Origin of the sequence: Pediococcus siamensis (genome assembly GCF_047220215.1) — a bacterium.
In the GTDB taxonomy this organism is placed as follows: domain Bacteria; phylum Bacillota; class Bacilli; order Lactobacillales; family Lactobacillaceae; genus Pediococcus; species Pediococcus siamensis.
In genome coordinates this window covers 2,067,163-2,081,444 of record NZ_CP178375.1, presented here as the reverse complement: position 1 = coordinate 2,081,444, position 14,282 = coordinate 2,067,163, and the positions used below count along the sequence as shown (strand labels likewise).

The 14,282-nt window shown below is 41.1% G+C and carries 10 protein-coding genes; 7 read left to right on the top strand and 3 right to left on the bottom strand.

The window, feature by feature from the left end; all coding sequences use genetic code 11:
* Window positions 1-172: 172 nt before the first annotated feature.
* A complete protein-coding gene (locus tag ACLJJ6_RS09965; protein WP_412989296.1) occupies window positions 173-910 on the bottom strand; it encodes a hypothetical protein in 738 nt (245 codons plus the stop codon).
* A 230-nt stretch (window positions 911-1,140) separates the two neighbouring features.
* Between ACLJJ6_RS09965 and lepB the strand changes: the two genes are divergently transcribed.
* The 5 genes from lepB to ACLJJ6_RS09940 all read left to right on the top strand — a co-directional run bounded on the left by lepB (window position 1,141) and on the right by ACLJJ6_RS09940 (window position 8,553).
* Window positions 1,141-1,746, top strand: coding sequence for a signal peptidase I (gene lepB / locus ACLJJ6_RS09960; RefSeq protein WP_412989295.1), 606 nt, complete (start codon window positions 1,141-1,143; stop codon window positions 1,744-1,746).
* 228 nt (window positions 1,747-1,974) lie between these two features.
* A complete protein-coding gene (locus tag ACLJJ6_RS09955) occupies window positions 1,975-3,291 on the top strand; it encodes a C1 family peptidase (RefSeq protein WP_412989294.1) in 1,317 nt (438 codons plus the stop codon).
* 343 nt (window positions 3,292-3,634) lie between these two features.
* Window positions 3,635-7,381, top strand: coding sequence for an MMPL family transporter (locus tag ACLJJ6_RS09950; RefSeq protein WP_412989293.1), 3,747 nt, complete (start codon window positions 3,635-3,637; stop codon window positions 7,379-7,381).
* A gap of 202 nt (window positions 7,382-7,583) precedes the next feature.
* A complete protein-coding gene (locus ACLJJ6_RS09945) occupies window positions 7,584-7,985 on the top strand; it encodes an HIT family protein (RefSeq protein ID WP_412989292.1) in 402 nt (133 codons plus the stop codon).
* Window positions 7,986-8,022: 37 nt separating this feature from the next.
* The gene (locus ACLJJ6_RS09940; RefSeq protein WP_412989291.1) at window positions 8,023-8,553 is read left to right on the top strand and encodes a hypothetical protein; all 531 of its coding nucleotides are present in this window, start codon (window positions 8,023-8,025) and stop codon (window positions 8,551-8,553) included.
* 21 nt (window positions 8,554-8,574) lie between these two features.
* On the opposite strand, the gene ACLJJ6_RS09935 is transcribed toward ACLJJ6_RS09940, so the two are convergent.
* The gene (locus ACLJJ6_RS09935; RefSeq protein ID WP_412989290.1) at window positions 8,575-9,030 is read right to left on the bottom strand and encodes an N-acetyltransferase family protein; all 456 of its coding nucleotides are present in this window, start codon (window positions 9,028-9,030) and stop codon (window positions 8,575-8,577) included.
* Window positions 9,031-9,282: 252 nt separating this feature from the next.
* The gene (locus tag ACLJJ6_RS09930; protein WP_412988180.1) at window positions 9,283-10,524 is read right to left on the bottom strand and encodes an ISL3 family transposase; all 1,242 of its coding nucleotides are present in this window, start codon (window positions 10,522-10,524) and stop codon (window positions 9,283-9,285) included.
* Window positions 10,525-10,959: 435 nt separating this feature from the next.
* On the opposite strand from ACLJJ6_RS09930, the gene cls reads away from it, so the two are divergent.
* Window positions 10,960-12,417, top strand: coding sequence for a cardiolipin synthase (gene cls / locus ACLJJ6_RS09925; RefSeq protein WP_412989289.1), 1,458 nt, complete (start codon window positions 10,960-10,962; stop codon window positions 12,415-12,417).
* Between the two features lie 427 nt (window positions 12,418-12,844).
* Window positions 12,845-14,272: a Na+/H+ antiporter NhaC gene (gene nhaC, locus ACLJJ6_RS09920; protein ID WP_412989288.1), complete on the top strand. Its 1,428-nt coding sequence runs from the start codon at window positions 12,845-12,847 to the stop codon at window positions 14,270-14,272.
* Window positions 14,273-14,282: the final 10 nt, after the last annotated feature.

The window sequence follows — 14,282 nt, the reverse complement described above, 5'->3', positions numbered from 1 at the left end:
GAGAAAACGCCCAGCTTCTTGTGATCGCCGAAATTGGACGAAAAAGGCAACCTTCTCTGAGTAACGACGAAAGCCGAACGATTCAGAGAATCATTCGGCTTCTGTTGTCATGCGCAAAGTTAAAACGCTTTTTCTGCTAGGTTGTTTTGATAACTACCAACTTTAGGTTAACTTAGATTTTAGTTAATTCATCTAAAGTACGACCCTCAGCATCCACTAATTCTAACCAACCGTTGGTATCGCCATAATATAAGAAGAGCCCAACTTCATTAACGCTGCGTAGTTTAATGTCTTTAGTTGTCGTCAAGTTTTCGATGGCATCCGCATTATCGGCACGGAGCTTTTCGCCATACTTGGTCCCGTACCGCATCGAACCGTCTTTATTCATGATTTGCTCGCCAGTCAGTTTGGCACCGGCCTTGACAGTCATTTCTTTACTTGCTGTCCAGTAAACGGTGGCGGAACTGCCATGACGATTGACCTTAAACGGATGGCTGACAAGCGCTTTGTTAAATCGGTGCCGTGCCTTAGCAGGGCGTTTTTTTGCCGGTTTAACGGGCGACAAATGGATACCAAAACGTGTTAGGATCGCAATCAGAGTAGCAAGTGTTGGTTCAATGGCTGTTTCTTGATTGGTCGGAATAGGTGTTTCTGTGTTTGCCAATTTGTTTTGAAAAGCACGGGCGACAAATGCCGTTTCAACTGACCAAGGCAGTTCAATCGTTACAACTTCATCCGCGTCACTGACAACCTGATCGACGCTGACGAGCTGACTACTTTTTACAAAAAGCTGGACACCATGTTCAGGGACTGAACCGGCTGCCTTTGTGAAAGTAATGGTGCCTTGATCGTTAGGTAAAGTCACTTGTGTTTGCTGTTCATCCATTAATACCGTTAATTTTAAGGCCAAAATAAGTTTCCTCATTCCATTTTATTTTTAAATAACCGCGATAGTTTCTGCTATTGCTATTATACAAACTGCTAGGTTGATTACCAAGCAGTTTGTGTGTTCATTCGGCAGTATTGGCCGTCAATTTGCCCGAAATTATGAAGAATTTATATTGCTTTGGACTTCTGACAAGATTTTTTGCAGATTTTGCTCTAAAATGGAAATATAAATAAGTTTGTCGAGGAGTTTTCATGAAAACTATAAAGAGTATTTTAAGCTGGGTTATTCCAATTGTTATTGGACTCGCCATTGCGATGTTGGTACGTACTTATGTGTTTGAAATTGTCCGCGTTGATGGGTCTTCAATGGAACCCAATTTACAAAATAATGAACGGGTTTTTGTTTTAAAACAAGAGAAAATCAAGCACCTTAGTGTCATTGTTTTTGATGCGTATGGGGCTGACCCGCAAGCCACTCCGGGTACGGATTATGTCAAGCGCGTCATCGGAATGCCCGGTGATACCATTTCGTATAATGATGGTAAATTATATATTAATAATAAAGAAGTTCCACAAAAGTTCATCAATGCTTATGAACGGACAACTGGGACGGCGATTGGTGCGGAAGCGTCTAAGTGGAATTTAGCATCAGTCGCTAAAGCGCGCGGCTGGGGGAATAAACCAGAAAAAGTCCCTGCTGGTGAGTATTTCGTGATGGGTGATCATCGTAGCGTTTCAAATGACAGTCGTTATTGGGGATTTGTTAAAAAGAGTGAAGTGATGGGCGTTGTGAAAGTGCCATTCTGGGGCAGCGCTTCGGCAAAGAAAAATGTGAATGACCGGCCAAGTGATTATTAAATAAAAGTTTCAAGAATAATAAACGTGCGTCCAAATTGACGAGTGGATCTAGTTTTGGAGCTTGATGATGCTGAAAAAGCAGTGTTTTCAAGCCTTTAGAGCAAAGATGCTTCTCGTGAACTTGAGGAAGCACGTTTTTTATTGAAGAAAAATTGCCAATTTATTGTAAAAGGATTAGAATACCCTTAGATTATTCTTAATTATGAATGATTACTTTGGAGGTGCCTCATGGGAAAAGAAGTTACGCAAGAAAATGTCGTTAAGTTCCGTAAAGCATTTAATGCAGACAATCGGAACGTTGTGGTTCAACGTGCAGCAACTAAGAATGGTGTGTTAAAAGCGAGCGAGGATATTGCCGCTAAAGTCCGGTTAGACCGCACTTTTTCAATTGAAATCGAAACGGGTAAGGTTTCCAACCAATTACATAGCGGTCGTTGCTGGCTGTTCTCTATGTTAAACACGCTGCGTCACCAGGTTGCGGATAAATATAATATGAAGGATTTTGAATTGTCACAAGCTTATTCTTACTTTTGGGATAAGATTGAACGCGCAAATATTTTTTATGAAAATATATTGAGAACTGCCGACAAACCAACTTATAATCGTGAAGTTTCCTTTTATTTAGCAGGACCTGGTGGTGATGGTGGCCAGTGGGCAATGGCAGCAGCCCTTATTCAAAAGTATGGTGTGGTACCGTCTTCTGTGATGCCAGAGAGCTTCAATACAAATGATACAACCGGTTTTGGCGAATCCTTAAGCCGAAAACTGCGTAAAGACGCCATTACGTTGCGTGAATTAAAAAACAGCGGTGCAACGGAAGGTCAATTGAACGCTAAACGGGATCAATTGTTAGGCGAAGTTTATCGTATGACGGCGATTGCGGTCGGTGAACCGCCGGTAAAATTTGATTTTGAATATCGCGATGATAAGAAGAATTATCAGCGCGACGCCGATTTAACACCAAAGGAATTTTATGATAAGTACGTTGCGGTTGATTTAGATGATTATGTTGTCCTGGCCAATTCGCCTGATAAACCATTTAACAAATTATACAGTTTACCTGCAGAAGATAATGTGGTTGGCGGCAAGAAAATTACCGTGTTAAATGAAGAAATGGACGTTTTACGTCAGGCCACCATTGCCCAACTAAAAGATGGTGAAACAGTCTGGTTTGGGAATGATGTTTTGGAACAGATGGATCGAAAGGACGGCCTTTTAGATAGTCAACTTTACCGAACGGATGCCCTTTATGATGTTGACTTGAGCATGAGCAAGGCAGAACGGTTCCAGTATGGCCAAGCAAATGTCTCCCATGCCATGACCTTTACGGGTGTTGATGTGGTTGAGGGTCAAGCCAAAAAGTGGAAGGTAGAAAATAGCTGGGGTGAAGAAAACGGCGATAAGGGCTACTTTGCCATGACAGACGATTGGTTTGAAGATTATGTCTATGAAGTTGTTGTTCATCGGAAATATTTAACGGAAGCCCAACTCAAAGCAGCCGATTCGACTCCAGAGCCTGTACCCGTTTGGGATCCGCTTCTGTAGTTAACTGAGGTTCAGTCACCCGAATAAAGCATACTTTAGCATTAATTGCAGCGAAACTAGGTGAACAGATTAAGCTAGTTTCGCTTTTTCTATAACTACTTAGGTAAAGTTGTCGGAAAATGAAACAGCTAGTTGTGCATGATGCTGGTGCGTGTATTTCGCTTCTATAAAATAAATCTCCTACAATTGAAGTTCAATTAAAGTCGGCCAGGTGGTTGGCTTTTTTACTTTGGAAAAAATTTAAAAACATTAAATGAAAATAAAGTAAAACTGTTTACATTTATTTTTGGAACGCTTATAATGTCCTCTTGTATATTAAAGTGGACATTGAAAGGAGATAAACATGCAAAAGCTTGTGAAGAATCATGGAATTGCACTGATTGTTTGGCTTGGTATCATTTTAATCAGCATTTTCAGTTTGCCAAATATCGACCAATTAGTCAGATCTCATGGGGATACTAAAATCCCGAGTGCCGCACAAAGCCAAATTGCAAATCGAATTCAGTCCAAATGGGGATATGGACAGGGGAATACGACGCAAGTGGTTGCGATTTTTAATAATGGCAATCAAAAGCTAACGGCAACACAAAAGGAAAATATTAAAAGTACCATCAGCTATTTACGAGATCACAAAAAGAAGTACGGGATTAAAGATGTGACCGCTGCTTCTGATAATGCAGAAACGCGTAAACAGTTGGTTTCAAAAGATAAAACGACCCAATTAGTTCAGGTCTTAGTCTCTAAAAAACACGGTTCTTTCAAAAAAATTGATAAAGAACTGACGCAAGCCGTTAAGACACCAGGGGTCAAAACCTACATTACTGGTGGCGATATTCTTAACGAAAAATTCTCTGAGGCGACGCAGGCCGGAGTTAAGAAAACTGAAATCATTGCCGCTATTTTTATTTTCATTGTTTTAATTTTAGTTTTCCGTTCGCCAGTGGTACCACTGATTTCTGTGTTTACAGTGGGGGTTTCGTTCATTACAACCCTGTCCATTGTCACAAATTTGGTATCACGGGTGAACTTTCCGTTTTCTAACTTTACCCAAGTCTTCATTGTGGTGGTGCTATTCGGAATTGGGACAGACTACAATATTTTACTCTATGAACAATTTAAAGAGCAGTTAAGTTTGGGTGAAGATCGACATACGGCTAGTCGCAAAGCTATTCGCACGGCGGGGAGAACCATTCTGTATAGTGGGTCTTCGGTCTTTATCGGTTTTCTCGCGCTTGGCCTAGCGAAATTTTCAATTTACCAATCAGCAGTGGGGGTTGCCTTAGGTGTTGCCGTGTTAATAGTGGTTCTTTTAACATTGAACCCCTTCTTCATGCACGTCTTAGGTAAGAAAATGTTTTGGCCATCCAAGAAATTTGATGGGCATTCACAAAGCAAGATGTGGCATGCACTGGCAAACTCTTCAATTTTGCATCCTATAATCGCGTTGGCCTTGGTCCTGCTGTTAACCCTGCCATTCGTCATCACTGGCTCTGGCACCTTGAACTATAACAATCTCGATGAACTAAGTGATAGTTTGCCAGAAAAAGTGGGCTTTAACGTTGTAAAGAAACATTTTTCAGCCGGGACAGCAGAACCATCGACACTCTACATTCGTTCGAATAAGCGGCTCGATAATGAGAAAACTTTAAAACTCATTGATCAAATTACTAACCAGTTGCAAGACGAAGATGGTGTCAAAACAGTGGCATCAGCGACACAGCCAGGTGGAACGGCAATTGGCAAGCTTTACGTCAAAGGTCAAGTAAAGACTGTCACCACAGGTGTGGGTCAAGCTCAAAAAGGTTTGAACACGATCGGCAAAGGCCTCACGAGTGCTTCGGACCAACTGGCAGCTACCAACATGGATAGTGGCTTAAATAGTGTTCAAAAATTGATCGCCGGAACGGAAGTTTTACGTGACGGATCACTTGAAGTGACCTCCGGAGCTAATAAACTGGCCAGTGGCGCTAGTGAGATTTCATCCCGCGTTTCTGGCATGAGTAGTAAGATTGCCCCGATGGTTAGCGGATTGAATCAGTATGCAAACGGTGTAAACAGTTTGAGTTCTGGATTAGGTTTATTGAGCAGTAACTCCAGTCAATTAACTGATGGGACCCAACAATTGTTAAGTTCTGCTCAGGATCTTTCGTCAGGAGTTTCCAAATTAAATTCCGCGGCGGTTCAAATTGATACTCAACTTGATGGTCTTCAACAAACACTGAACAGTGGGAATGCTGCAATGGCTAATCTGTCAGGCCTAAGCAGCAGCGTTAAGCAGTTGAATTCGTTGAAAGCAGAATTAGCGCAATCACAAAGCGCAATCAACAGTTTGGAACAGTTAGCACCATTGCTAACACAATTGGAAGCGGCTAAGAAAAATTTGGCAAGCGTCAATAGTGCCTTTAGCAGTTTAGATAAAGTTTCGACTAGTCTAACGTCAGCTGCAACAAATTCAGCGCAAGCTGCACAATCAAACGAAGCGGCGTTAAAGACGTTAGCTGGTATTGATCAAAGTAATCTAAGTTCTGCTGACAAGCAAAAGTTGGCGACAGCTGAATCACAAATTACTTCTGGTGCAAAAACGGCAGGTGCTTCGGCACAAACCATTAAGGAAACCGGAAGTACTTTGAGCGGGCTATCCAGTGTGAAAACGCAGGTTGCCAGTCTAGAAAAAGAACTCAATGCAGTTAATATTGATTCCAATACCATCAGTCAGCTGAAGCAACTTGAATCCATTATGGCGCAAGCTGAAAAATTAATGAATTCGACTAACATCAGTGAAGCCCAGTTGAATGAATTAACACAATTAGGGACGCAATTGCAAAATGCTTCTGGCAGCATTTCGAAATTGAAACAATTTACGGCTGGTGTTGAGCAGCTGAATACGCAAGTTAACCAGAATTCTGTCCTGGTAAACAGTGTATCTAAGCTTAATAGCGGGCTTAACCAATATGCCAACAGCGTCCAGCTGGCTTCCAGCGGCGCAGCTGAGTTATCTAGCAAGAGTAGCGAACTTACCGGCGGCGTGGGACAGTTAACAAGTGGGTTAGGCACTTTGACAAGCGGTTTGAACCAACTTTCAACTGGTGCAAGCACATTGGCAAGTTCAACACCTGAATTAACAGACGGGTTAAACCAAGAAGTTTCTGGTCAAAAGCAGATGTACAGTACTTTGAAAGGATTGTCTGGCAAGGTTACCACACTGAAATCTGGTCTGCAAACAGCCGCAAAGGGCACCAAGACCATTAGTTCAGGCATGGATTCAGCTAATAGTTATTTGAATGGGATGGGTAATTCATCCGTTGGGAAGACCTTCTACATTCCGGCAAGTCAAATCCATGGCAAGGCCTTCAAACCGGTTTTGAAGTCTTACTATTCAGAAGACCGCAAGGCAACGAAGTTAACGATTGTCTTAGATTCTGATCCGAACTCAGGTGCTTCGATGGCAAAAGTAAAAGCCATTCAAAAGCAGGTTAAGGCAGATCTTCGTGGGACAGCCTTGAAGGATGCAACTGTGGCAATTGGCGGTCAAACCGCACAAACAGCTGACATCAATAAGGTTGCTGGTAATGACTTTACCAGAACAGCGGCAATTATGATCATCGGTATTTTAATTGCTTTAATGTTTGTTACCCGGTCAATTTTGATGCCGTTCTACATTATTGGGACATTATTGCTGGCCTACTATGGTTCCTTGGGAATTACAAAGGCAATCAGCAACGTCTTCTTAGGGCAATCCATGTTAACTTGGAATACACCTTTCTTCGGTTTCATCATGATTATTGCTTTAGGGGTCGATTACAGCATCTTCTTAATGATGAGGTATCGAGACTTCAATAAAGATTTGAAGCCAAGTACCCGTATTTTAGAGGCGTCTGGTGTGATTGGCGCGGTGGTACTTTCGGCAATGATTATCTTAAGTGGAACGTTTGCAGCAATGATTCCATCCGGCGTACTCACCTTAATTCAAGTGGCATTGGTTGTGATTATTGGGTTGATTATCCTGATTATTATCATTCCGGTATTGCTCCCGAGCTTGATTAAACTGACGTATGAAGGAATTTCGTTTAAGAAAAAGAATAAGCACTAAACTAAAAAAGCGGTTCTAGACAAAGCTCTTAAGATCATTAGGGCGATTAAGTCATAGGACCGCTTTTTTTGATTTTTTTGGCAAAGCCGTGAGAAAGTAATTCTGTTATAATTCAATTATTGAAGGCGGTACTTTTAGACCAAGTTTGCGTCATTTGACGGTTTTTAAGTACATTGACAAATTCAGATTTGGGGGCGGTAAAATGGATTTTGATCCAAACTGTGTATTCTGTCAAAAACAAGCAGCAGATTACGTCATGGAAGGTAATTTAAGCGTGGCTTTTTGGGATATTCATCCGGTTAGTAAAGGACACTTACTGATTATCCCCAAACGGCATGTCACGCAAATTTGGGAGGTCTCAGCCAAAGAACGTGAGGCGCTCATCCAAATGGTTGCAGATGCAAAAAAGCTCTTAGATGCTAAATTTGAGCCTGATGGATACAACGTTACGATCAATTCGGGGGCTGCTGCTGGACAAAGCGTGTTTCACTGCCACATTCATTTAATTCCACGTTACTGGAATAAGGTAACGAAACGCGTTGGTGCCATTCCAGGTCAGTTTTTGGTTCCCAAAGCGAGACCAGAATTTAAAGATTACGAGTAATCAGCAGTGCTTAGTTAAATTAGGGGGAGATGTGGTAATGAAATTTTGGCAACGGGGTCTTTTAAGGTCACTGGTAGTCGTAAGTCTGGCGGTGTGTGTAAGTGGCTGCGTAAAAACGCAAACGAAGACGGGGCGAACTGTGCCGCGCACACCCCAAGTTGCAAAGACTTCCGCGGATAAGCAACTCCGGCGTAATCCGGGGCTCTGGTATTTTTCCAAGGGCATAAAAAACAAGTCAAATTCAGGTTTAGAAGCCTTTAAATTTGATCGCAAGGGAAAGGTTACCGTCTATAACGTCAAAAAATATTATGCAACGTTCACAGCAGCAAAAAAAGCCGGGACGTTGCATAAAATGGGCCAGGGAACTTATCATATTCAGAAAAAAGCACATCAGCAAACTAATTTAGTTTTGAAGTTAAAACTAGCTGGAATTCCGGCCACCTATCGATTTAAGTTAAAAAATGGGGTTGCCCAGCGGTATAAAGGATTAGTGGTGCATGGTTTTAAAGCAGTCCGGACAGTAGACCAAGATGATGTCACAGGTGTGTTCGTCCAAGTGCGTAAATAAAAGCAAAAGCGGCTGGTGCCCTTAAAGTAATGGGTAAGCCGCTTTTTTGGTGTCTTTAAGCGTATAGTAGGGTGGTTTTCGCCATAGTGATCGCCCAATAATTTTGAAACCTTGTGCTTTATAAAACGCCAGGGCATTTGTATTTTCGCGAACACACTTCAAGGTTACCAGATCTGTGGCTTGCAAGCGGATCGCCTGAAGCAATTGGGTCCCAACGCCGTGATGCATATATTCAGGATCAATGAATAAAAGGTGAATAAAATTTGCTGACTGATAAAAACTAAGAAAGCCAACTATTTTTTGATTCAAAACAGCTTTTAAAAGATATTCTCCTTCCGAGTCACGGATAAAATCGCTAATTTCGGGGTGCTGAACCCACGGAAAAGTCGCCTTTCGTGATTGTTGATAAATTTGTGCTAACTGGGGATAATCAGTTTTGGTAGCAGGTAAGATTTGAACTTCATTTGAATTTTTCATTTCAAAAACTTCTTTCATTTCAGTTAAAAAGGTGGATTTTTAAAAATGTAACGTGATTGAAACCTTATCTTCATAAATAATTCACAATTTGTGAATACTATAATAAGCATAAATAACTTTTTCATTTACTCCCCCCATAAAGTGAATGGATGATCATTTTTATGATCATGTTACTTATTTGGGTCTCTGTCAAATTGTATTGGTGGAGATTTTTGAAAAGCATGTTCACTTCGGTGAATGTGCTTTTTTTGTTTACGCATAAATTAAACTGATACGAATGAAAAAGTTATGAATATTTTGAAAACCAAAACAGCTACGCTTTAACACCTTAATTTTACGATTTAGTCCTTCAATAGGACCGTTGGAATACGGATAACGACAACTATTGAGAACAGCAGGACCATTCTTTATTAAAGTTGAGATAGTAATATCCATTTGGTTGCCAGCCGCCTTGTAGTTGGCAATCAAGGTTTTAAATCCAACCGCATCTTTTTGTTGAATGGCTGTTAGAATTCCTTGATAGGTTTGATACACAGTTTTAAATTCTGGAAATTCATCTAAGGCTAGGTCAATGGCGTTCTGTTGGGTCATGTATTCGTTGATACCGTGTAAATAGATAAGTTTAGTATCATTGACCTTTTCTTCTGCCAAATGGAACAAACGCCATTGAGATTTTAGAATGCGATAAACTCGGGAATGCTTATCTTGAAAAGTATGGATCACACGTGTACGTTCGTTATCCAGTGCCCGACCGGCAAGTTGAATAATGTGGAAACGGTCAATGATGGTTATTGCCTTAGGAAATAACCGATGAATAAAGCCAGCATACTCAGCATTCATATCAACGGTGATTGTTTGAACTTTCATACGTTCTTGAACTGAATAGCGAGCTTCAAAGTAATCAATGATATCCTTACTAAGGCGATCCTTAAGAATCACAATGCGGCGATGACTAACGGCATCGCAACAGTTAAAGGACATTAGATGATTACAGGAACGGAATTCATCAAAACAAAGATTTTGGGGGAGTGTTTTAACACGATAAGCTAAGTGAATATTCGCATTTAAAATGCGTTGAACACTACTTGGTGAAATCCCACAAATCTTAGCGATTTCTTTACTGGTCAGCATATCCCGAGCCAGAACAATTACTTGATGTTTCACATTATGCGTAAAAGTTTCATTACGTTTAACGAGGTTAGTTTGAGCACCACAGGTTTTTAAACACCGTTTACATTGATATCTTTGTCGTTTTAGCTGCATCTCATAACGTCCACCTGATAAGGTTCCCAATCTTAGATGGCCAATGTGAGTTCCATTTTTGATTAGAGATTTATGGCCACAATGAGGACATTTTAAAAGTTGATAGGAAAGGATAGCGTGAACGACATGAACGTGTTGCCCATTGGGATAATGTTCCTTAGTAATCTCAGTTACAGTTAAATTAGGGTCTGTTATTTCGAATAGGCTTAGGATAGAATTAGTTAGGGACATTTGTTTTTCCTCTTTTCGATTTTATTAGGCGATTAAATCGTAACACAAAGAGGGCAAATGTCCTTTTTTTTTTCAAAATAAAAACTGGTATCAGTTATTCACCAATACCAGAAAGTGTAGACCCACTTATTTCCGTTGCCGCGGCAACGGTTTTTTTGTGCCTAAAAATAAAGTCTGAGGTCTGTTTTTCGCGATAAACTCCTGATTGTTCAAGTGATGATCAGGCGTTTTTTTATGTTGTCGTAGAAATTACCCGGTGCAATTTTCAGCAATTTCTCAATAGCGGTTTCAAAACAAACACGGGAAGGGTAAAATGAAAATATACCAAATTCTTAAATCAATAACTAGTTAAAATTTATCAAAATTGGCTGGTTAGAGCGTAAATAGTGCTTTTTTTCTAAAAATCAGTATGATATTAATTACCGGGGGATAATCATGAATTGGGTACACATCATTATTGAATTAATCATTATTTTTAACTCGCTTGCAGCTATTGTAACTGTTTTTCGAGAAAAACGCGATATTGCCGCGACTTGGGCTTGGCTGCTGGTCTTGTTCTTTCTCCCAATTGTCGGTTTTATTTTCTATGCTTTTGCAGGACGTAAATTGCCCAAGGGAAAGATGTTTCAATTGAAAAAAGAAACTAAGATTGAGCTTCAAAGAGTACTTGCCCGGCAAACCCAAGAATTAAATAATGACCATACTGCGGCTGATAAAGTCGTGGAAGACGCCAGTGGTTTAGCGACCATGTTTATGAACGCGGACGCCGCTTTTTTGAGCCATCGTAATCGTGTGAAGCTGATTACGGATGGCAAAGAACTCTTTCATGAAATGTTTCAGGATATTGAACGAGCGAAAAAGCATATTCATATCGAGTTCTATACCTTTTATGCGGATAAAATCGGGAACGAAGTACTGCACCTTTTAGAAAAGAAAGCTGCTGAAGGGGTTGAAGTCCGTGTGATCTGGGATTCTTGGGGCTCGATGGGCACAACCAATAAGTTCTTTAAGCATCTGCGCGAACTTGGTGGGCAGGCTTATCCGTTCTTGGGGACACACTCAGCAGTGACTGATTTTCGTTTGAACTTTCGTGATCATAGGAAAATTGTGGTCATTGATGGGCAGGTTGGCTATACCGGTGGGTTCAATATTGGCGATCAGTATCTGGGACGAAAAAAGAAGTTTGGCTACTGGCGTGACACCCATATGCGCATCGCGGGGTCCGGGGTGTATGGTCTTCAGGCACGTTTTATTCGTGACTGGAACGCTACAGATCGTGATCATCCTATCGATAAGGTTTTTGATCCTGGATCTGTTTATTTCCCCGTGGCTAAAGTTAATGGAAATACCAGTCTGCAGGTTGTTTCCAGCGGACCGGATTCAGATACTGAAACCATTAAGTTAGGCTATCTGAAACTCATTTATTCGGCTCACCGGTCAATTTGGATTCAAACGCCCTATTTGATTCCGGATGACAGTGTGCTGGATGCACTGCGAGTTGCGGCCCTCTCGGGAATTGATGTGCGCATTATGATTCCGCATATGCCGGACCATGCGTTTGTGTATCGGGCAACCCAATATTACGCACGGCAATGTGCGAAGTGGGGAATTCAAATTTATAATTATGAAACTGGCTTTTTGCATGCAAAAACGATGGTTGTGGATGGCAAATTAGGCTCGGTGGGTTCGGCTAACCTTGATTTTCGAAGTTTCAAGCTGAATTTTGAAGTTAATACCTTCTTGTACGATGAAAAAGTGGCCCAAAAGCTGGAAGAAATTTTTAAGGAAGATATCAAAAACTCAGAGTTACAAACACCTAAAATGTATGATGAACAGTCACTCTGGCTGAAGTTTAAACAATATTTTTCACGCTTGTTGTCGCCGATTTTATAAAAACTTACAAATTTTTGTTGACGATGATTTTTTTGAATGGTATGATGCATACAATTTAATAAATAAAGCATACTTTCATACTAAGTAGCTGGTTATCTGGGCGTCAGAAAGTCGGTGGTTGCTGCGAACCGATCAGGATAATTCAGATGAAATACCATGAAATAGTTTCAATTGAACGGATAATAACTAGAGCCGTTACCTTCTAGTGAGTGGAGAGGTTTTTTTGAATTCTCTCAAGTTGGGTGGTACCACGGTTTTATCGTCCCTGTTGTAGTCAAATACAGCAGGGACTTTTTTTATTGGCAAAATTGAAATGATGCAAAGGATGTGGTCGAAATGGTTAAACGGACTTGTGGTGGGATGCCTCGTTATTGGCGCTTCGTAAACGGTAAAAGAAACTGGATTGATTAAAAAAACGAGGTGCAATATGGAGAATAAGGTAAGTTTTAAAGAAGCAGTGGTTGTCTTAGTTGGGATGTTGGTTGTAATGGGTTTGGGTGTCATTAAATTCGGCCTTTCACCCCAAGTTCCAGTTTTATTAGTCTTAGTTATGGTGACTTTCTGGGCACGTTTTCGTCATTTTTCTTGGCAGGACGTAGATAATGGCATCAAGGAAGGTATCCAAACCGGTATTATTCCCATTTTTATCTTTATTTTGGTTGGGGCCTTAATTAGTACGTGGATTGCCGCGGGGATTATCCCTTCAATGATGGTTTTAGGTTTTCATATGATTAGTGCGGCATGGTTTGTGCCTTCCGTGTTTGTGGTTTGTGCACTGGTAGGAACCTCAATCGGATCGGCTTTTACAATTATTTCAACTGTCGGCATTGCCTTCTTTGGGATGGGAATGACGATGGGAGTCAATCCCGCGTTAGTAGCTGGAGCCATTATTTCAGGAGCTATTTTTGGAGATAAATCCTCACCGCTATCAGACTCAACCAATCTCGCCTCAGCGGTGGCGGGTGTAGATTTGTTCAGCCATATCAAAAATTTAATGTGGTCTACAATTCCAGCCTTTTTCGGTTCCCTTATCTTATATGCAATTTTGGGATTTCACGCCACAGCTTCAACTGACATGGGCAAGATTAATCAAACCGTCGCTGTTTTGCAAAGCCACTTTAGCGTTAATATTTGGGCAGTCATTCCAGTTCTTTTGATGTTCTTCTGTGCTTGGAAAAAGATTCCTGCGATTCCAACGTTATTCATTAACATCGTTGTTTCGGTAGTGATGCTCTTTGTTGAACATCCGCAAACTCAAATCAGCAATATTGCCACGGTGATTGAATCAGGATTCGTTTCAAAAACAGGTAACAGCAGTGTCGATGCATTATTGACACGCGGCGGGATTGCCAGCATGATGGGAACTGTTTCTTTGATCGTCTTAACGCTATCTCTAGGCGGTTTGCTCATGAAGTTTGGGTTGATTCAAGCCATTATGACACCTCTGGCAAAGCGGCTAAATTCGGACGGAAAGATGGTCACTGCAACTATTTTATCTGGGATTGGTGTAAATCTTTTTATTGGTGAACAATACCTATCCGTAATTTTACCTGGGAAGGCGTTTAAAAAGGCCTATTCTGATACTGGCTTAGCTAATTTGGCGCTTAGTCGGGTGTTAGAGGATGGTGGAACCGTCATTAATTACCTTGTACCTTGGGGCGTTGCGGGTGCCTTTGCGGCTAACGCGCTCGGTGTTCCCACACTGCATTTCTTACCATTTGTCTTCTTTAGTCTCCTCTCACCCGTCTTTTCGATTTTAAGTGCCTTTACGGGAGTTGGTCTAAAACATACTGCAACGGCAACGACGTCTGAAAAGACGCAGTTAGTCTCCGAAACTGAAAGTGAATTTGATTAAAAAAAGTGTG

Coding starts and splice junctions, on each gene's coding strand:
- lepB (WP_412989295.1), top strand. CDS start 1,141: ATGAAAACTATAAAGAGTATTTTAAGCTGGGTTATTCCAATTGTTATT.
- ACLJJ6_RS09955 (WP_412989294.1), top strand. CDS start 1,975: ATGGGAAAAGAAGTTACGCAAGAAAATGTCGTTAAGTTCCGTAAAGCA.
- ACLJJ6_RS09950 (WP_412989293.1), top strand. CDS start 3,635: ATGCAAAAGCTTGTGAAGAATCATGGAATTGCACTGATTGTTTGGCTT.
- ACLJJ6_RS09945 (WP_412989292.1), top strand. CDS start 7,584: ATGGATTTTGATCCAAACTGTGTATTCTGTCAAAAACAAGCAGCAGAT.
- ACLJJ6_RS09940 (WP_412989291.1), top strand. CDS start 8,023: ATGAAATTTTGGCAACGGGGTCTTTTAAGGTCACTGGTAGTCGTAAGT.
- ACLJJ6_RS09935 (WP_412989290.1), bottom strand. CDS start 9,030: ATGAAAAATTCAAATGAAGTTCAAATCTTACCTGCTACCAAAACTGAT.
- ACLJJ6_RS09930 (WP_412988180.1), bottom strand. CDS start 10,524: ATGTCCCTAACTAATTCTATCCTAAGCCTATTCGAAATAACAGACCCT.
- cls (WP_412989289.1), top strand. CDS start 10,960: ATGAATTGGGTACACATCATTATTGAATTAATCATTATTTTTAACTCG.
- nhaC (WP_412989288.1), top strand. CDS start 12,845: ATGGAGAATAAGGTAAGTTTTAAAGAAGCAGTGGTTGTCTTAGTTGGG.